We start from the raw sequence: 18,621 nt of genomic DNA on the forward strand, positions 1-18,621 counted from the left end.
TCCCCCGCCGCCGTCTCGGGCTCGACGACCTCCTCGGCCCCGACCTCCTCGGCTCCGACCACCGCCACCCCGACCGCCGCGGCGTCGATCACCGTGACGCTCCCGGGGGCCGGACCGCGTCGGTGGTCGCTCGCCCAGCTGCTCGCCCTGCCCCGCACGACGGTGACCGCCGCGGACGGCAGCACCGTCACGGCGCCCACGCTGGCGACGCTGACGCGGTACGCCGGCCCGGCCCGCACCGGGTCGCCCGACTCGCGCCTGCTCGTCGTGTACCGCGTCTCCGGCACCGGGACGGGCGCGGCGATGACCTTCACCCGGGCGGAGACCGAGGCGTCGGTCGGGGACCACCCGGCCCTGATCACCCTCACCGCCGCCGGACGGCTCGACGTCGTCGTGCCGCAGGACCGGACGACGGGCCGCTCGGTGCTGGGGTGGACGCGGTCGACGTCCGGGTGGTCGAGGTGCCGGCCGCCCGTCGCCCGTCCCGGCGCCCGGGTCGGTCGAGGTCGATGCCGGGTCGAGCCACCGCACGGTCGACGTCGCCTCCCTCCCCCGCCGCGACTATCACGCCCTCGGCCACCACGCCGGGTCGGCCACCACGCGCCAGCAGGGGGCGCCACGCTCGCACGCGACGGCGACCGCGCCGACGGCTGTGACCGACGTGCTGACCGCGGCCGGCTGTCGCTCGACGACGCGACGCTGGTCACCGTCGTCGGCAGCACGGGCCAGGTCGCGGTCCCTCACCGGTGGTGAGGTGCGGGAGGCGCAGAAGGAGGTCGGGCTCAGTCTCGCCCAGGACGGGCGGTCCCTGCCCCGCCCGCAGCTCGTCGTCGGCGGTGACGTGGGCCCCGCGCGGACCGTGACGTCGGTGACGCGGGTCGTCGTCGGGAGCTGACGACGCCGGGTCAGGCGGCCGCGCGCAGGTGCTTCTCGAGGTTGCGCCCGAAGCGGTCGCCGGTCTGCGCCATCGCCGCGCCCATGACCCGCTCGACCGCGGGGGCCGCGAGCCGGGAGACGGGCAGCTGCACGGTGAGCGTGATGGAGATGTCGAGGCGGGTGCCCGTGCCCTCGTCGGCCAGCGCGTACCACCCCTGCGCGCCACCCCGCTCGGTCACCCCGGCGGGCGGGGTGTGCTCGAACTCGATCCGGGTCTTCGGGGTGAAGCGCATGGTCTCGGTGAACGACGGGTCCACCGTGATCCCGGCGAGCTTGAGCGAGGCCAGCCGCCACCGCCAGGTGTCGCCGTCGGTCTCGATGCCCTGCAGGAACGGCGTCAGCCGCGGCAGGACGTCCGGGTCGGTCAGTGCCGCCCAGATGTCGGCGCGCCGGGCCGCGACCACCGCCGTCGACTCGGTCGTCGACGAGAAGCTGGCCATGCGGTCCTCCCAGGGACGGGGACGAAGAGGGACGTACGGCGCGCCGGGCGCGCCCGGCGTCGACATACCCCCACCGGCGCCCTCGCACCCCCGGGCGCGCGGCCTCCCGGTGGGGCCTCAGGTGGTGGAGAGCTTGTCCGCGTTGGCCTGCAGCTTGGCGTCGTACGACTGGAGCGTCGCCTTGTCCCACTTCTGGTAGCCGTCCGGCAGCTCGATGGAGATCGCGCCGACCTCGACGGAGTTGGTGAGGGCGGCCTGCCAGTCCTGGATCTTGGCGTTCGAGGCGGTCTGGATGTAGAGCGGCTGGTGCAGCCCCTGCAGCATCGTGTAGAGGGCGTCGTACGCCTTGCCGCGGGTGTTGCCCTTCATGGAGTTGTTGCCGAGCACGCACCGCGGGCCGAGCTCGCTCACGCAGTACTTGGCGATCTGCTCGGGCACCTGGACGCTGGCCTGCGCCGAGGCCTCCGACTTGTCGTTGGAGCCCTGCTTGGTCAGCGACTGGTACGGGTTGAAGGCCATGGCCATGTTGGTCGTGCGCCAGTCCTTCGCGAACATGCTGACGGTGTTCTTCAGGCAGGCCTGGTCGGTGGCGTCGCTGTAGCCCTTCCCCGAGGCGGAGGCCACGTTGGCCTTCTCGCTGAACTGCCGCTGGAACGGCTCGGCGAAGTTGGTGATGCACATGCCGGGGACGAGCTCGCGCAGCTGCGGGTCGCCGTCGTACTTGGCCGCCAGCTTGGCGTCGAACTGCTGGAACAGCTGCTGGAACCTCGACCCCCAGAAGACGGGGACGGGGTAGCTGGTCGGGCCGGCGTCGTTGGCCGTCCCCTGCCACGTCACGCTGCCGGCCGACTGGAGCACCCAGGCGGGGCTGTTGTAGCCCGCGTAGACGCGCATCCGGACGGCGAGGTCGTGAGCCTTGGCGAACGCGAGCTGCTGGTCGATCTTGCTCGTGTCGAAGCTGTCGGGTCCGGTTGGCTGGACGTCCTTCCACAGCACCTGGATGACGAAGCCCTGGACGAGCGGCTTGCCGTCGTAGGTCAGCTCAGAGGCGTCCGGCGGGCCCTTGCGGTCCATGACGCCGACCACCCACGGCTTGCCCGAGCCCGGGGCGGCCGTCGCCGAGGAGGAGGGCGAGGAGGAGGACGAGGAGGTCCTGGTGGGCGGCGTGGACGAGCCGGAGCAGGCCGCGAGCCCGAGGACCGCGAGCGCGGTCAGGACGGCGAGGACGGCCGCCCGACGCGGGCGTGGGGAGAGGATCGGCATGACACCACCAGATCCTGCCCGTGATCGGGCCTGCCGTCATCTCGCTGTGCGTGGCCTGTGTCCCGACGGTCACGGGCCCCTGCCCCGTGGCCCCCGGGCGGCGCGGTGCCGCACGAGCTCGCGCACGGTCGCCCCGCGAGCGCCGACGACCTCCCCGCCCGGGGCCTCCTCGGACGCGGCGCCGACCTCCCACGGGGCCTCGCCCTCGTCGGCATCCTGCGGGGCGCCCGCGTCGCCCCCACCGTCCCCGTCGCCGGACCACCGGCGCGTGCCGGGGTCGAGGGTCTCGCGGTGGAAGCGGCCGTCCTCGGCGCGCAGCAGGAACAGCTCCTCGGTGTCGTCGCGGTGCGCGGCGAGCACGCCGTCGACCCGGTGGTCGAAGGTGAAGGCGTCGAAGGCCGGCCCCCTGCCCCGGGCGAGCGCCCGCGGGCCGAGGAAGTGGTCGACGAGGAAGCGCAGCGCGAGCAGCGCGTCGTTGGAGAACGGCGCCGGCCGCCACACCAGGTGGCACCCCTCGTCGCAGGGCGCCCAGTCGCGCACGCCCGCGGGGATCCCCGTCCGGCGGCCCTCGTCGGCCGGTCGCGCCCACGGGTCCTGGCCGGCGCGACCGGCGAGGTCCGCCCGCGGGTTCATCGGGACGTCGAAGGGGTCGCCGTGCGGGCCACCGCCCCACTCGGCGAACGCCCGCAGCCAGTCCAGCTCGGCCTCGGCCAGCGGCGGGTCCAGCCGCAGCTGACCGAGGTACGTCGTGTGGTGCTCCATCGCTGCTCCTTCGTGGCGGTCGGGCGGGGCGGGTCGGGCGAGGCGGTCGGGCGTGGACCGGTCCGCGGGCCGGCGACCTGCCCGCCCGACGATGCTGGCACGTGCGCCCACCCCTCCCCGGGCCTCGTCCACAGGCCTCGCCCGGCGCCGATCAGCCTGTGGAGGAACCGGATCGGCGTCGCCGCGCCGCTGCCACGCTGCTGGGATGAGCACCTCGACCCCCCGCTGTCCCCGAGCCCCGCCCGATCGCCCCACCGGCCCGCCCCCGGACCTCATGCTCGCCCGGTGGGAGCTGGCCAACCCGGCGCGCACCCTCGCCGAGGTGGTCCGGCGGACCGCGCCGCGGCCCGGTGACGTCGTTCCTGGCGCTGCTGCGCTTGCGGTCCGGCGGGGCGCGGACCTGCATCGACGCCGCCGTCGTCGTCCGGCGCGGCGAGCACGTGGGGCCGTGGCAGGCCGCCGAGCGGCTGGCCGAGCACACCGCCCGCCCGGCGGGCACCCTGCCCCTTGTCGCCGGCCACGAACCGGTGCGACCAAGTCATTCGTCACGGTCGTGTGCCGGGAGGGGCGGGTCGTCCCGGGTCCGGCCGAGACGGTGTGGAAGCTGGCGTGGCTGCGCGCCGCCGACGTCGGCGCCGCGATGGGCGGGGACATCTACGTCCTCACCCCGCACGGGTGGACGGGCTGCCTCGACACCCGGGCCGGGCACCCGCCCGGCGCTCCCCCCGCCGCGGCTGAGCGCCGTGCGGTGACCCCTGGTGCGCCGCCGACCCGTGTCGCAGAACGAGGACACCCAGTCCTTCCGTCCCGCGATCCGGCCGGGGTTACCGTCGTGGCCAGGCTGGAAGGAGGGCGATGGCGCCCACGGAGGACTCGCTGCTCCCGCGACGCGCACGCTCGCCGTACGTCGCCCGGCGGAGCCGGGTCGCCGCCCTCTCCCCCCGGCTGCTGGCCTCGTGGCGGCGCAGCGAGGACTACGGGGTCGACCTCGAGGAGGTCGAGCCGGTCTGGTCCGGCACGTCCGGCGCGGCCGCCGGCGATTCGCTCTTCTTCGAGTGCGGCGCCGAGGTGCTCACCGGTCTGCACCGCACCCTCGCCAACGAGCCGATCAGCCTCATGCTCACCGACGCCGACGGTCTGGTCCTCAACCGCCTCAGCGGCGACACCTCGCTGCTGCGGGCCCTGGACCGGGTCCACCTCGCCCCCGGCTTCGCCTTCTCCGAGCGCGAGGCCGGCACCAACGGTTGGGGATGGCCCTGGCCGACCGCACGCCCAGCCTGGTCCGCGCGGAGGAGCACTACTCGGCCAGCCTGTGCACCTACACCTGCGCCGCCGTCCCCGTCCTCGACCCGCTGTCGGGGATGCTCGAGGGGTCGGTCAACATCACGACGTGGGCGCGTTCCTCGAGCGACCTGCTGCTCGCCCTGGCCCAGTCGGCGGCGGGCACGACCTCGGCGCTGATGCTCGCCCGCTCGCAGGGACGGCGCTCGCGCCCGCAGCCGCGCGGTGGCGTGTTCCGGGTGCAGAACGCGCGGCTCGAGCCGGCCGCCGGCACCATCCGCGAGATGTCGGCCGCGTGGAGCGAGGCCCTCGCCGCGGCCACCCGCGCCGTCGAGGACGGCAAGGTCGTCGCCGCCGTCGGCGAGCCCGGCTCGGGCCGGGCCACCCTCCTCGCGCAGGCCTTCCGGCGCGCCCGGCCCCGAGACCGCATCCTCAGCGCCGCCGTCCCCGCGCCGGAGGACGTCGAGCGCTGGCTGTCCCTGTGGACGCCCGAGCTGGGCAAGGAGCACACCGCCGTCATCGTCGAGGGCGCCGACTCGCTCCCGGCGTGGGGGGCGCAGACGCTGCACGACCGCGCCGTGGCCGCCCGCACCACGATGCCGGACACCCCCGCCGCGCAGCGGGTGCTGCCCTGGGCGGCGACCGCCGAGCGGCTGGACGAGGTGCCGCTCGTCCTGCGGGCGCTCGTCGACACCGTCGTCGAGGTGCCGTCGCTGCGCGACCGACCCGCCGACGTCCTGCCCCTGGCCCGGTACGCCGCGCACAACACGCGCGCCCGCGAGGTCGGGTTCACCCCAGCGGCGGAGCGCGCGCTCACCACCTACGGCTGGCCGGGGAACGTCGACGAGCTGTTCGCCGTCGTCCACGACGCCGCGATGCGCTCCGACACGGTCGACGTGCGCCACCTGCCCGGCCGGGTCCTCGGCGGCGCGAGCGCACCCACCGTCGGACGGATCGAGCAGTTCGAGCGCGAGGAGATCGCCCGCCTGCTCGCCCAGCCGGGCAAGACGATGAAGGACGTCGCCGCCGAGCTCGGGATGAGCCGGGCGACGCTCTACCGCAAGATCTCGCAGTACGGGTTGAGCTCGACCCGCTGACCGCCCGGGACGGCGTCGAGCCCCCGCCCCGGTGGGGACGAGGGCTCGACGGGCAGGACGCCGTACGGCGGCGGGTCAGGCGACCCGCTGCTGCGGCGAGTTCTCCACCGTCTTGCCCGGGTCGCGCTCGACGAGGTCGCCGAGGGCGTCGTCGATCCGCTGCATCAGCTCCGGCTCGAGGGTGACGCCGGCGGCCTTGACGTTCTCCCCGACCTGCTCGGGGCGCGAGGCCCCGACGAGGGCGGCGGAGACGTTCGGGTTCTGCAGGACCCACGCCACGGCGAGCTGGGCCATGCTCAGGCCGGCGTCGTCGGCGACCGGCTTGAGCTTCTGGACGCGGGTGAGGGTCTCGTCGTTCATGAACCGCTGGATCATGTCGGCGCCGCCCTTCTCGTCGGCGGCGCGCGACCCGGCCGGCGGCTGCTCGCCCGGGCGGTACTTGCCGGTGAGCACGCCCTGCGCGATGGGGCTCCAGACGATCTGGCCGATGCCGAGCTCCTCGCAGGTCGGGACCACCTCGGGCTCGATGACCCGCCACAGCATCGAGTACTGCGGCTGGCTCGAGATGAGCTGGATGCCGAGGTCCTTCGCGAGCGCGTGGCCGGCGCGGATCTGCTCGGCGGTCCACTCGCTGACGCCGATGTAGAGCGCCTTGCCCTGGCGGACGACGTCGGCGAAGGCCTGCATCGTCTCCTCGAGCGGCGTCTCGGTGTCGTACCGGTGGGCCTGGTAGAGGTCGACGTAGTCGGTCTGCAGGCGCTGCAGCGACCCGTTGATCGACTCCATGATGTGCTTGCGGGACAGGCCGGTGTCGTTCTTGCCCTGGGGGCCGGTGGGCCAGTAGACCTTGGTGAAGATCTCCAGGCTCTCGCGCCGCTCGCCCTTGAGGGCCTCGCCGAGGACGGTCTCCGCCGCGGTGTTGGCGTAGACGTCGGCGGTGTCGAACGTGCTGATCCCCTCGTCGAGCGCGGCGCGCACGCACTGCGTGGCGACGTCGTTCTCGACCTGGGACCCGTGGGTCAGCCAGTTGCCGTAGGTGATCTCCGAGATCTTCAGACCGCTGTTGCCGAGGTAACGAAACTCCATACCTGCGAACCTACGACCCGTCCGCCACCGCGTCTCACCTGGTCGACCGGACGGCCCACCGCAGCGAGGTAGATAGGCACCTGGAGCAGGTACCCTGGTGCCATGGCCATCAACATCAAGCGCGAGCGGGTGCAGGAGCTGGCTCGGGAGGCGGCCGAGCGCACCGGCCGGTCGCAGACCGACGCGATCGAGACCGCGCTGGAGCGCTACCTCGCGGAGCTAGCGGCGGACGGCGACGACCGCGAGCTCCGGATCGACGAGCTGCTGGCCCGGGTGGACGCCGAGATGACCCCGCAGACGCGCGCCGCTCTGCTGTCGGACGACCTGTACGACGCCGACGGCCTCCCCCGGTGATCCTCGACTCGTCCGCCATCGTGGCCGTCCTGACCGGGGAGCCGCAACGGGCCGACATCCGACGAGTCGCTCGGACCGCCTCGCGACTCGGCATCTCCGCCGGGACCCTGCTCGAGGTCGGTGTCGTCGTCGACCGGCGGGGGCAGCCCCTGTTGTCCCGGCGCCTCGACGCGCTTCTCGAGGAGTGGCAGGTCGAGGTGCACCCGGTCACCGAGTCGCAGGCCCGGATCGGTCGAGCCGCCTACCGCGACTTCGGCAAGGGGTCCGGACACCCCGCCGGCCTCAACCTGGGTGACTGCTTCTCCTACGCGCTGGCTCGCGAGACCCGCCGCCCCCTGCTCTTCGTCGGCGGCGACTTCGTCCACACCGATGTGGTGGACGCACTCGCCTGACCTGCACCTGCTCCCGGTCCGACCGGCGAGCCGCCGCCCCGTTTGTTCACCTTGGCTCACTACGGTCACGCGCGTCCCACCCCGACAGACCCGACCGACCCCGAGCCAGGAGGGAACGGTGACCGACCGGCGCCTCGCCGCGTCCGACCGCGCGCCCGCCCCGCGCACCCTCGTCGACGTCATCACCGCGACGGCGGCCGCGCACACCGACGCCCCCGCCGTCGACGACACGACCACCGTGCTCACGTACGACGACCTGCTGGGGGCCGCGCGCGACCTCGCCACCGGGCTGCACGCGGCCGGGGTCCGGCGCGGCGACACCGTCGGCGTCCGCGCGACGTCCGGCCACGCCGACCTCTACGTCGCCGTCCTGGGGATCCTCCTCGCCGGGGCGGCCTACGTCGCCGTCGACGCCGACGACCCGCAGGAGCGGGCCGACCTCGTCTTCGGCGAGGCCCGGGTCGCCGCCGTCGTCGGGGCCCGGCGCAGCATCACCGTGGCGCCGGGGGGCCCGGCTGCGACCGACCGCCCGGGCGAGCCGCTGCCCGCGGTCACCCCCGACGACGACGCCTGGGTCATCTTCACCTCCGGCTCGACCGGCGTCCCCAAGGGCGTGGCCGTTACGCACCGCTCCGCGGCGGCCTTCGTCGACGCCGAGGCGCGGATCTTCCTGCAGGACAGCCCGATCGGCCCGGGCGACCGCGTCCTCGCCGGCCTGTCCGTCGCCTTCGACGCCTCGTGCGAGGAGATGTGGCTGGCCTGGGGCCACGGCGGCTGCCTCGTCCCCGCACCCCGCTCGCTCGTGCGCACCGGCCAGGACCTCGGACCGTGGCTCGTCGCCCAGGACATCACCGTCGTCTCGACCGTGCCGACGCTCGCGGCGCTGTGGCCGGCGGAGGCCTTCGAGCCGGTGCGGCTGCTGATCTTCGGCGGCGAGGCCTGCCCGCCCGAGCTCGCCGCCCGCCTCACCGTCCCCGGCCGCGAGGTGTGGAACACCTACGGCCCCACCGAGGCCACCGTCGTCGCCTGCGCCGCGCCGATGGACGGCACCGGCCCGATCCGGATCGGCCTGCCCCTCGACGGCTGGGACCTCGCCGTCGTCGGCGCCGACGGCCGGCCCGTCCCCGAGGGGGAGACCGGCGAGCTGATCATCGGCGGGGTCGGCCTGGCCCGCTACCTCGACCCGGCCAAGGACGCCGAGAAGTACGCGCCGATGCCGACCCTCGGCTGGGAGCGCGCCTACCGCTCCGGCGACCTCGTCGTCCACGACCCCGAGGGCCTGCTCTTCGTCGGCCGCGCCGACGAGCAGGTCAAGCTCGGTGGGCGCCGGATCGAGCTGGGCGAGGTCGACGCCGCCCTCCAGGCCCTGCCCGACGTCACGGCCGCGGCCGCCGCGGTGAAGACCACCCCGGTCGGCAGCCAGGTCCTCGTCGGCTACCTCGTGCCGGCCGACCCCGACGCGCCGTACGACCGCGACCGCGCGCTGGCCCGGCTGCGCGAGGAGCTGCCCGCCGCGCTCGTCCCCGTCCTCGCCGTCGTCGACGACCTGCCCACCCGCACCTCGGGCAAGGTCGACCGGGACGCGCTGCCGTGGCCGCTGGTCGGCGCGACCGGCGACGACGTCCCCGCCCTGCCGGGCACGGCCGGCTGGGTCGCGGGCCACTGGTCGGCCGTGCTCGGCCTGCCCGTCACCGACGAGCGCGCCGACTTCTTCGCCCTCGGCGGCGGCAGCCTGTCCTCCGCCCGGCTCGTCTCGCTGCTGCGCGAGCGCTACCCCACCGTCACGGTCGCCGACGTCCACGCGCACCCCCGCCTCGGGGCGCTGGCCGAGCTGCTCGACTCGTTCGCGCCGGCCGAGCCGCAGGCGGCGGTCGACCGCGAGGTCCGCCGCCTCCCCCGCCGGGTGCAGCTCCTGCAGACCCTCGTCTCGCTCGTCCTGCTCACCGTCCGCGGGCTGCAGTGGCTCGTCGGCCTCGCCGTCGCCACCGAGGTCCTGCGCGGCTCCGGTACGGCGTCCTGGCCGCCGCCGGCCTCGTGGTGGGCGATCGGCGTCGGCCTGCTGCTCTTCGTCACCCCGGTCGGGCGGATGGGTCTGACCGCCCTGGCCTGCCGGGTCCTGCTGTGGCGCCTGGCCCCCGGCTCCTACCCGCGCGGCGGCTCGGTCCAGGTCCGGCTGTGGGCGGCCGAGCGCTTCGCCGACGCCATGGGGGCCGTGACGATGGCCGGCGCGCCGTGGATCGTCCACTACGCGCGGCTGCTCGGCGCGCAGGTCTCCCCCGGCGTCGACCTGCACACGGTGCCCCCGGTGACCGGGATGCTCCGGGTCGGCGCCGGCGCGAGCATCGAGCCGGAGGTCGACCTGTCGGGGTGGTGGATGGACGGCGACGTCGTCCACGTCGGCCCGGTCCACATCGGCCGCGACGCCGTCGTCGGCGCCCGCTCGACGATCGGCCCGGGCGTGCACATCGGCAAGGAGGCCGTCGTCGCGGCCGGCTCGGTCGTGCTGCGCTCGGTCCCGGCCGGCCGCTGGGTCGCCGGCTCCCCCGCCGAGCGGGTCCGCGACCACGCCCCGCTCGACGTCCCCGCCGAGCGGCCGCCGCGCCGGCCCGCCTGGGTCATGGCGTACGGCGCCTCGGGGGTCCTGCTCTCGCTCCTGCCCTTCCTCGCGCTCGGGCCCGCCCTGCTCGTCGTCGCCGCCGCGCTGCGCGGCACGACGGGCCTCGGGCAGGCCGCCGTACGGGCCCTGGCGTGGACCCCGCTCGGTGCCGTCCTCGCGGTCGTCACCCTCGCGCTGCTGACCATCGCCCTCGTGCGGCTCCTCGGCCTCGGCCTCGGCGAGGGGGTGCACCCGGTCCGCGGCCGCGTCGGCTGGCAGGTGTGGATGACCGAGCGGCTGCTCGACCAGGCCCGCACCCTGCTCTTCCCGCTCTACGCCAGCCTCGTCACGCCGGTGTGGCTGCGCGCGCTCGGCGCCAGCGTCGGGCGCGACGTCGAGGCGTCGACCGTCCTGCTGCTGCCGTCGATGACGACCGTCGCCGACGGGGCGTTCCTCGCCGACGACACGATGGTCGGTTCCTACGAGCTGGCCCGGGGCTGGGTGCGGATCGGGCCGGTGAAGATCGGCAAGCGCGCCTTCCTCGGCAACAGCGGGATGGCCGCGCCCGGTCGGCGAGTGCCCAAGCACGGGCTGGTCGCCGTGCTGTCCGCCGCGCCGGTCAAGGCCAAGGCCGGGTCGAGCTGGATCGGCAGCCCGCCGACCCGGCTGCGCCGCCCGCCGCAGGGCAGCGACGACGAGCGCACCTTCGCGCCGCCGACCCGCCTGAAGGTCCTGCGCGGCCTCGTCGAGCTGTGCCGGCTCGTGCCGGTCGTCGTGACCGCGGCCCTCGGCGTCGGCGTGCTCGTCACCCTCGCGGCCCTCGCGCAGATCCTCGGCTGGGTCGCGGCCGGGCTGCTCGGCGGGCTCGTCCTCGCCGTGGCCGGGGCGGTCGCCGCCGCGGTGACGACGGCCGCGAAGTGGCTGGTCGTCGGGCGGATCGGGGTGGTCGAGCACCCGCTGTGGAGCTCGTTCGTCTGGCGCACCGAGGTCGTCGACACCTTCGTCGAGATGGTCGCCGGGCCGTGGTTCGCGTGGACGGCGACGGGCACCCCCGCGCTGACCTGGTGGCTGCGCAGCCTCGGCGCGACCATCGGGCACGGCGTCTGGTGCGAGACCTACTGGCTGCCCGAGGCCGACCTGGTCACGCTCGGCGACGGCGCCACGGTCAACCGGGGGTGCGTGCTGCAGACGCACCTGTTCCATGATCGGATCATGTCCATGGACACGGTCACCCTCGGCGCGGGCGCCACCCTCGGCCCGCACGGCGTCATCCTGCCGGCGGCGTCGATCGAGCGCGCCGCGACCGTGGGGCCGGGCTCGCTCGTCCTGCGCGGCGAGGCGGTGCCGGCCGGCAGCCGGTGGACGGGCAACCCGATCGCGCCCTGGCGCGCACCGGCCTCCTGATGGGGCTCGCCCCGCCCGAGACCCGCGAGCCGCTCGACCCCTACACGCCGGAGCGCGGCGACGCGTCGTACCGGGTCGAGCACTACGACCTCGACCTCGACTACAAGGTCGCCCCCAACCGGCTGGCCGGCACGGCGACCCTCACCGTCCGCGCGCTGGCACCGGTGACCTCGCTGCGGGTCGACCTGGTCGGGCTGCGCACGACCCGGGTGACCGTCGACGGCAAGCCGGCCAAGTGGACCGCGCGGCCGCAGTCGCTGCTCGTCCGGCTCCCCCGTCCGCTCTTCACCGGGACGACGGCCACCGTCCGGATCACGTACGGCGGCACGCCCTCCCCCACGACCACCCGCTGGGGGACCCTGGGCTGGGAGGAGCTCGAGGAGGGCGCGCTCGTCGCGTCGCAGCCCACGGGCGCCCCGACCTGGTTCCCCTGCAACGACCACCCGAGCGGCAAGGCGACCTACCGGGTCACCCTCGACTGCGACTCGCCGTACGACGTCGCGGTGACCGGCCGGCTGCTCTCGAGCCGGGTCCGCGGCAGCCGCACGAAGCGGGTCTTCGCGCAGGCCCACCCGACGGCGACGTACCTCATGACCGTGCACGTCGGGCACTGGACGGCGCACCGGATCGGCGAGCAGCCGTGTCCCGTCTGGGTGCTCGCGCCGAGCGAGGGGTCGGCGGCGGCGCTGCACGACCTGGGCCGGCTCCCGCAGATGGTCGCCGTGCTGAGCGACCTCGTCGGGCCGTACCCGTTCGAGGACTACACCGTCGTCGTCACCCCCGACGCGCTCGACATCCCGCTCGAGGCGCAGGCGATGGCGACCTTCGGGGCGAACTGGCTGCCCGGCGACCGGCGCCACGAGCGGCTCGTCGCGCACGAGCTGGCGCACCAGTGGTTCGGCAACAGCCTGACCCTCGGCTCGTGGCGCGACATCTGGCTGCACGAGGGGTTCGCCTGCTACGCCGAGTGGCTGTGGTCGCAGGCGTCCGGCGGCTGGTCGACCGACCGGCACGCGCGCGAGCACCACCGCCGCCTCGCGCTGGAGACGCAGCCGCTCGTCGTCGGCGACCCCGGCCCGGAGGCGATGTTCGACGACGCCGTCTACAAGCGGGGCGCGTTGACGCTGCACGCGCTGCGCCTGGCTCTGGGCGACGCCGCGTTCTTCGGGCTGCTGCGGTCGTGGGTGGCCGAGCACGCCGACGGCACGGTGACGACGGCCGACTTCGTCGCCGCGGCGGCCGCGGCCGGCGAGGCGGCGGGCGTCGGCGCCGGGTCGGTGCGGGACCTGCTCACCGCCTGGCTCGACCGCGCCCCGCTTCCCGACCTCCCCTGACCGCGCCTGCCTCCGGCCCGGGGTGGACTCGACGCAGCGTCGAGCCGCTCGACGCAGGGTGCACCCTGGGTCAAGCGGCTCGACGCTGCGTCAAGTCCACGGGCACGGAGGGGTCGGGGCGGCACAGCGCGACCGCCCCCACCAGCGGCGGTACGACGCCCCGTCCGCCCACCAGGGCGGTGAGCCGGTCCGGGTCGAGGTCGCTGACGACGACCGGCGCGTCGTCCGGGCCGAGCCGGGTGACCGCCCCGGGGCGCGGAGCGGGGAACGAGGCCGGGTCGATCGTCAGCCCGGAGCCGACCGCCTTGAGCGAGGCCTCCTTGCGGGCCCACAGGACGGCCGCGTCGAGGCCGCCGTCCTCCGGGTGCCGCGCCACGTCGTCGAACCCGGCGAAGTCGGGCTCCCCCGCCCAGGCCAGGTCGAGCCCGACGGGGGCCAGGCGGGTGACCGCGACCGCGACGACCGGCGGACCGACCCGGGCCGGGGTGCCCGCCCCGGGCGGGCGGCCGGCCCGGCTGACCGAGACCGACAGCGCCGGGTCGTCGAGCACCCGGATCCGTCCGTGCGCCCGGCCGCAGCCGGGACAGGTCCGGTCCAGGCGCACCGCGCCCGGCCGGGTCCCGAGCCGCTCGCCGAGCACCGCGCGGACCAGCCGGTAGCCGGCGGCCCGGGACACCGCCACCCACGAGGAGGCCTCGGCGACGCGGGCGCGCTCCCCGTCGGAGAGGCCGGCCAGGTCACCCGGCCCGACCCCCCTCGGGGCGACCGCCTCGACGACGACGACGACCGAGCCCTCGGCGTCCCGGCCGCTCACGCGCCCGCCGCGAGCCCGAGGTGCCGGGCGACAGCGTCCCCGCCGACCGCGCGCAGGACCCGGGGGTCGCCGACGACGACCAGCCGGTCGGTCGCCCGCGACAGCCCGACGTACAGCTTCTCCGTGGCCCGCTCGAGGGTGTCGTCGGCGTTGACGCAGAGCACGACGGCCCGCCGCTCGAGGCCCTTGCACCCCAGGACGTGCCCGTAGAACACGTCGTCCTCGTCCCAGAACGAGTCCCAGTAGCCCTGGTGGCCACGGCGATCCTGCCGCTCCTTCTGCTCCTGGTGGCGCGAGCCGACGGCGAGCAGCGCGACGTCCTTGGCTGGCCACCCCTCGTCGAGCAGGGCCTCGACCTCGTCGTTCGCCAGGTCCATCGCCTCGTCCGGGCGGCAGGCGACGAACCGCACGTCGGGGCCGTCGCCGCCCCGCAGCGACATCCGCATCGGCGCGAGCGGCTGGAAGACGGTCGCGATCTGCTGCGTGTTGCGCAGGTTGTGGTCGAGCACGAGCGGGACGAGCTCGACCGGCGGACGGCCGAACCGCGCGAAGATCCGCTGGTTCTCGTCCGAGTAGGCGTAGACCCCGCCCTCGTCGGGGTCGCGCAGGGCGGACATCAGCGGCCGCCACCAGTCGTCGGCGAAGTCCTGCGCCTCGTCGACGATGACGGCGTCGAACTTCCTGCCGTCCGGCAGCGCCTGCGCCAGCTCGGTCATCCGCGGGGCGAGCCGCTGCTCCCAGAAGTCGGTGTCGTCACGCGCGGCGAACTCGTGGATCCCCAGCTCCCGGGCGAGGTCCTCGAAGCAGCCGACGAAGGCGGGGCGGTGCCGTCGCGGCACGGCCGCGACCTCGCGGCGCAGGTAGGCGGCCAACCCGATGGAGTAGCACAGCAGCGCCACCCGCTGCGGCCGGCGCTCCCCCTGGCCGCGGGTCAGCTCCTTGGCCTGGGTGAGCGCCAGCACCGTCTTGCCGGAGCCCGCCCCTCCGCGCACCTCGACGCGGCGCAGCAGCCGGGTGACGTGCAGCAGCATCGCCTGCTCCCGGGTCAGCCGGTCGGCCCGCGCCTGCCGCTCGTCGGCCTCGGCCCCCGGGTCGGGCTCGAGCACGCCACGCCCCGTGAGGATCTCGCGCACCAGCGCGACGTCGTCCTCGTCGGGTGCCCGCCGACCGGTCTCCTGCCGACGGGCGCTGTCGGCGAGGCGCTCGGCCAGCCGGGGCAGGTCGTCCCGGTCGCTCACCGCCCAGCGCGGGCACTCGGGGTGGGCGAAGTCGGCCGGCAGCCGGCTGAAGGGCAGCACGACCGCGTGCACCCAGCGGACGTGCCGACGCGAGGAGTCGCGCCAGCGAGGGTCCTGCTCGACGTAGTCCCGCAGGGCGTACTTGCCCCGGCGGACCTGGCCGACCGGGTCGATGACCTTCGCCCGGCGTCCCTGTCGCCAGCGGCCGTCCGCGTCGATGCGCACGTCGCCGCCCTTGACCTCGACGGCGACGAGTCCGGCCCCCGGGATCATCACGAAGAAGTCGATCTCGTGGTCGAGCTCCTCGTCGGTCAGCCGCAGGTTGGGCAGGACCACCGCGTCCACCGGCAGCTGCCGCCGCAGCTCCTGCCACACCAGCCGCTCCGACTCCGTCCGGAACGCCGGCTCCACCACCTCGTCCACCACCCGGTCCCCCGTCATGGCCGCAGCGTAGGGCCGGACACCGACGACCGCCGCCATCCCCGCGCCCGTGTCACCCCGACGGCAGTGGTTGCCCAGGACACGACTGGAGGACCCGCGCGATCGCGTCCCTCTCGGCCGCCGTCACGGTCAGCCGGTACGCCGCCTTGACCGCCACCTGCCGCGCGACGTACGCGCACCGGAAGGCCTTGCGCGGCGGCAGCCAGGTCGCGGCGTCGCCGTCCCCCTTGGCCTGGTTGACGGCGCCGCTCGTGGCGAGCAGCTCGAGCGGGTCGTTGGCGAACGCCTCGCGCCGCGCCGGGCTCCACTGCTGGGCGCCCTTCTGCCAGGCATCGCCGAGCGCGACCACGTGGTCGACCTGGACCTTCGCGCTGGTCCCGCTCCCGCGCACGAAGTCGACCCGCTCCCCCGTGTAGGGGTCGTCGAGCTCCCCGCGCAGCACGACGCAGCCGTGCGTCCCCGCCTTGGGCTCGGTGCCCAGGAGATCACGTCCCAGGACGTCGTTGCGGGTGTCGCAGCCGTTGCGGTCGACGTCCTTCCACGCCGGGCCGAAGGCCGCGCGGTCGTAGCCGGTCATCGGCGCGCGACCCGTCACGGGCAGGGTGGCGAGAGCCGCGAGCGCCGTACCGGCACTGGCCGACGACGGGGTCGCCCCCGAGGGGGCCGCCGCCCCCGAGGGAGCCGGTCGGGTCCACCACCCCGCGCCGAGCCCGAGGACGACGAGCAGGGCGAGGGCCGCCCACCCGCGTCGTCTCACGCCGACACCGTACGGAGCCCCGGGGACGCCACCGCGACCCGGGTGCGCCCGGTCACCGGGAGGCGACGAGCTCCGCGAGACCGGACCCCATCCACGTGCCGATGGCCTGCGCGTGGGTGGTGACGGCGGCGGCGAGCACGACCCCGCCGAGGAGCCGTCCCCACCCGCGGGCACCGGTGGCGCGTCGGCGCATCGCCCGCGGCCGCGCCGACGGTGGCACAGGGTTGCGGCGGGCGCCGGCGGGGACCCGGTCGAGCGGGCCGACGGGCACGCTGACGAACGGGCGGCCGGCCCGGCCGACCGCACCCGGCCCCGTCGGGACGGGCGGGAAGCGCGTGGCGCACGCCCGGGCCAGCGCCTGGACCGTGGCGTCGTCGACGACGACGGGCCGGCGCAGGAACCACTCGCGCAGCCGCCCGGACGGCACGACGTGGACGCCCGCCACCTCCTGCGGCTCGAACCCCTGGTGCACGTCGTTGGCCAGGACGAGGACCGGGTGGACCGGGACGCGCAACGCCCCCGCCATGGTCTCGGCGTGGTCCGCGACGACCGACAGCGTGTGGTCCTGCGGCGTGTGGTGCCGGCTGTGCGCCGGCCCGACGTGCCGCCACAGCATGCCGTGGTGGACCGTGAGGTCGGCCATCCAGTTCTTCGTCTCGAGGACGAACACCCCGGAGTCGGTGACGACGACGTGGTCGAGGTCGGCGAGCGGTCGGGCCGGGGTGAGCAGCCGCTGGTGCAGGGCGTGCACCTGCGGACCGAGCCCGTCGAGGACCGCGGCGACGTGGCGCTCGCCGCCGGACCCGCGCGACCACCGGGCCGCGAGGAGGTCCTGCTGGGCGGCCCGCTGGTGCGGCCGCTCGACGCCGGCGCCGAGCTCCGGGACGCGACCGGCGACCCCGCTGGTGGGGGCCGTCGCCCCGCTCGACGCTGCTGCGTCCCGTCCGTACGACGCCGTGCTCACGGACCACTCCCGACCGCTCGACCTGCTGTGCCGGAACAAGTCTTCCGGACAGCGAGGGATGGGGGAAGGGTCATGGGGTCGCCGAGGACTGGCCGTTCGGACGAGTCGCCCCCGCTCGCCCGGGCTCCGCCGACGTCATCAGGAGGCGGACGGGGCGGCTTCGTACCGGAACGTGGAGACGAGCCGCTCGAGGTCCTCGGCGAGCGCGGAGAGGTCGCTCGCGGCCTCCTGCGTCGTCGTGGCGCTCTCCGCGGTCGCGGCGGCGACCTGGGCGACGCCGCTGATGGTGTGCGCCGCGCCGGCACTGCTCGCGGCGACCTCGGTGACGGTCCGGCCCATCTCGGAGGTCGTGGCGTTCTGCTCCTCGACGGCCGAGGCGATGGTCGTCGTGTAGTCGCTGATCCGCACGATGACGTCGGCGATCTCGGTGATGGCCTCGCCGGCGGACGTCGTCGACACCTGGATCGCGGTGATCCGGTCGCTGATCATCTGGGTGGCGTCGGCGGTCTGGCGGGCGAGCTCCTTGACCTCCCCGGCGACCACCGCGAAGCCCTTGCCGAACTCGCCGGCCCGGGCCGCCTCGATCGTCGCGTTGAGCGCGAGCAGGTTGGTCTGCTCGGCGATGGTGCGGATGAGCTTGACGACGTCGCCGATCTCGGCGCTGGCGGTGCCGAGCTCGCCGACCTGCTGATTGGTGCGCTGCGCCACGGTCATCGCCTGGTTCGCCACGTCCGCCGCGTTGGTCGCGTTGAGCGCGATCTGGGTGATCGAGGAGCTCATCTGCTCGGCCCCCGCGGCGATGGACTGGACCCCGACGCTGACCTGCTCGCTCGAGGCGCTGGCCGAGCCGACCTGGTCCGAGGCGTCCAACGCCCCCGAGCGCAGCTCCCCGCTCACCCGGTCGAGCTGGTGCGCCGCGGTGCTGAGCAGCGAGGTCGACTCGGCGATGCCGCGGATCGTCGTGGACACCTTGCCCACGAACCGGTTGAAGGCGTCGGCCAGCTGGCCGGTCTCGTCGTCGGTGACCTCGACGCGCTGCGTCAGGTCCCCGTCACCCTCGGCGATCTCCGCCATCCGGTCGCGCAGCCGGTCGATGGGCCGCACGATCGTGCGGGCGACGACGAGGGCGACGAGGGCCCCGACGAGCAGCGCCCCGAGGGCGATCAGCAGCCCCACGTGCTGGGTCGCCACGGCGTCGGCGACGATGGTGCTGGTCGGCACGGCGACGACCAGCGACCAGGTGTCGGCCTGGCCGAGGCGCACGGGGACGGCGATCTGGAGCGTCTCCGCGTCCCCGCCGCCGACCACGCGCTGCGTGCTGCGCCCGGCGGACGAGGAGCTGCCGGCGAGGGCGGCGACCGCCGCGTCGACCGGCTTGCCGGCGTCCTGCGCGCGCCCGCCGCCGACGAGGTTCCCCTTGGTGCTGACGAGGATCGCGCTGCCGGTGCCGAACGGGTGGATG

16 protein-coding genes are annotated in these 18,621 nt (G+C 75.3%); 6 read left to right on the top strand and 10 right to left on the bottom strand.

From position 1 onward, the window contains the following. The coding region (locus tag FB458_RS00005) for a hypothetical protein (protein ID WP_141845658.1) at nt 1-362 on the bottom strand (362 nt) is incomplete at its 3' end. 392 nt (nt 363-754) lie between these two features. Here FB458_RS00005 and FB458_RS21135 point away from each other — a divergent pair. Continuing rightward, nucleotides 755-895, top strand: coding sequence for a hypothetical protein (locus tag FB458_RS21135; RefSeq protein ID WP_170185505.1), 141 nt, complete (start codon nt 755-757; stop codon nt 893-895). Nucleotides 896-905: 10 nt separating this feature from the next. On the opposite strand, the gene FB458_RS00010 is transcribed toward FB458_RS21135, so the two are convergent. From FB458_RS00010 to FB458_RS00020, 3 genes are all read right to left on the bottom strand, one after another. Next, nucleotides 906-1,376: an SRPBCC family protein gene (locus FB458_RS00010; RefSeq protein WP_170185506.1), complete on the bottom strand. Its 471-nt coding sequence runs from the start codon at nt 1,374-1,376 to the stop codon at nt 906-908. A gap of 117 nt (nt 1,377-1,493) precedes the next feature. Continuing rightward, on the bottom strand, nt 1,494-2,639 hold the full coding sequence (locus tag FB458_RS00015) for a hypothetical protein (RefSeq protein ID WP_141845662.1): 1,146 nt from the start codon (nt 2,637-2,639) through the stop codon (nt 1,494-1,496). 69 nt (nt 2,640-2,708) lie between these two features. Next, nucleotides 2,709-3,401: a hypothetical protein gene (locus tag FB458_RS00020; protein WP_141845664.1), complete on the bottom strand. Its 693-nt coding sequence runs from the start codon at nt 3,399-3,401 to the stop codon at nt 2,709-2,711. 1,250 nt (nt 3,402-4,651) lie between these two features. Here FB458_RS00020 and FB458_RS00025 point away from each other — a divergent pair. Then, nucleotides 4,652-5,779, top strand: coding sequence for an AAA-type ATPase lid domain-containing protein (locus FB458_RS00025; protein ID WP_246060979.1), 1,128 nt, complete (start codon nt 4,652-4,654; stop codon nt 5,777-5,779). 75 nt (nt 5,780-5,854) lie between these two features. On the opposite strand, the gene FB458_RS00030 is transcribed toward FB458_RS00025, so the two are convergent. Continuing rightward, nucleotides 5,855-6,865, bottom strand: a complete 1,011-nt coding sequence (locus tag FB458_RS00030) for an aldo/keto reductase family protein (RefSeq protein ID WP_141845666.1) — start codon at nt 6,863-6,865, stop codon at nt 5,855-5,857. A gap of 102 nt (nt 6,866-6,967) precedes the next feature. On the opposite strand from FB458_RS00030, the gene FB458_RS00035 reads away from it, so the two are divergent. The 4 genes from FB458_RS00035 to FB458_RS00050 all read left to right on the top strand — a co-directional run bounded on the left by FB458_RS00035 (nt 6,968) and on the right by FB458_RS00050 (nt 12,945). Further along, entirely contained in the window at nt 6,968-7,219 is a 252-nt protein-coding gene (locus FB458_RS00035) for a type II toxin-antitoxin system VapB family antitoxin (RefSeq protein ID WP_141845668.1), read from the top strand. Next, on the top strand, nt 7,216-7,611 hold the full coding sequence (locus FB458_RS00040) for a type II toxin-antitoxin system VapC family toxin (RefSeq protein WP_141845670.1): 396 nt from the start codon (nt 7,216-7,218) through the stop codon (nt 7,609-7,611). Before FB458_RS00035 ends, FB458_RS00040 begins: the two co-directional genes overlap by 4 nt. A 118-nt stretch (nt 7,612-7,729) precedes the next feature. Continuing rightward, nucleotides 7,730-11,611, top strand: coding sequence for a Pls/PosA family non-ribosomal peptide synthetase (locus FB458_RS00045; RefSeq protein ID WP_246060980.1), 3,882 nt, complete (start codon nt 7,730-7,732; stop codon nt 11,609-11,611). After that, the gene (locus FB458_RS00050) at nt 11,611-12,945 is read left to right on the top strand and encodes a M1 family metallopeptidase (RefSeq protein WP_141845674.1); all 1,335 of its coding nucleotides are present in this window, start codon (nt 11,611-11,613) and stop codon (nt 12,943-12,945) included. Before FB458_RS00045 ends, FB458_RS00050 begins: the two co-directional genes overlap by 1 nt. A gap of 70 nt (nt 12,946-13,015) precedes the next feature. On the opposite strand, the gene FB458_RS00055 is transcribed toward FB458_RS00050, so the two are convergent. From FB458_RS00055 to FB458_RS00075, 5 genes are all read right to left on the bottom strand, one after another. Continuing rightward, the gene (locus tag FB458_RS00055; RefSeq protein ID WP_141845676.1) at nt 13,016-13,759 is read right to left on the bottom strand and encodes a 4'-phosphopantetheinyl transferase family protein; all 744 of its coding nucleotides are present in this window, start codon (nt 13,757-13,759) and stop codon (nt 13,016-13,018) included. Beyond that, nucleotides 13,756-15,438 (bottom strand): nuclease-related domain-containing DEAD/DEAH box helicase, encoded by a 1,683-nt coding sequence (locus FB458_RS00060; RefSeq protein WP_141845678.1) that lies wholly within the window; start codon nt 15,436-15,438, stop codon nt 13,756-13,758. The genes FB458_RS00055 and FB458_RS00060 overlap by 4 nt, the downstream gene beginning before the upstream one ends. Nucleotides 15,439-15,490: 52 nt before the next feature. Continuing rightward, nucleotides 15,491-16,195 (bottom strand): HNH endonuclease family protein, encoded by a 705-nt coding sequence (locus FB458_RS00065; RefSeq protein ID WP_246060981.1) that lies wholly within the window; start codon nt 16,193-16,195, stop codon nt 15,491-15,493. A gap of 52 nt (nt 16,196-16,247) precedes the next feature. Beyond that, nucleotides 16,248-17,159, bottom strand: coding sequence for a nuclease-related domain-containing protein (locus FB458_RS00070; protein WP_141845680.1), 912 nt, complete (start codon nt 17,157-17,159; stop codon nt 16,248-16,250). A gap of 138 nt (nt 17,160-17,297) precedes the next feature. Continuing rightward, a complete protein-coding gene (locus tag FB458_RS00075; RefSeq protein WP_141845682.1) occupies nt 17,298-18,467 on the bottom strand; it encodes a methyl-accepting chemotaxis protein in 1,170 nt (389 codons plus the stop codon). Nucleotides 18,468-18,621 lie beyond the last annotated feature (154 nt).

Origin of the sequence: Lapillicoccus jejuensis, from assembly GCF_006715055.1 — a bacterium.
GTDB lineage: Bacteria > Actinomycetota > Actinomycetes > Actinomycetales > Dermatophilaceae > Lapillicoccus > Lapillicoccus jejuensis.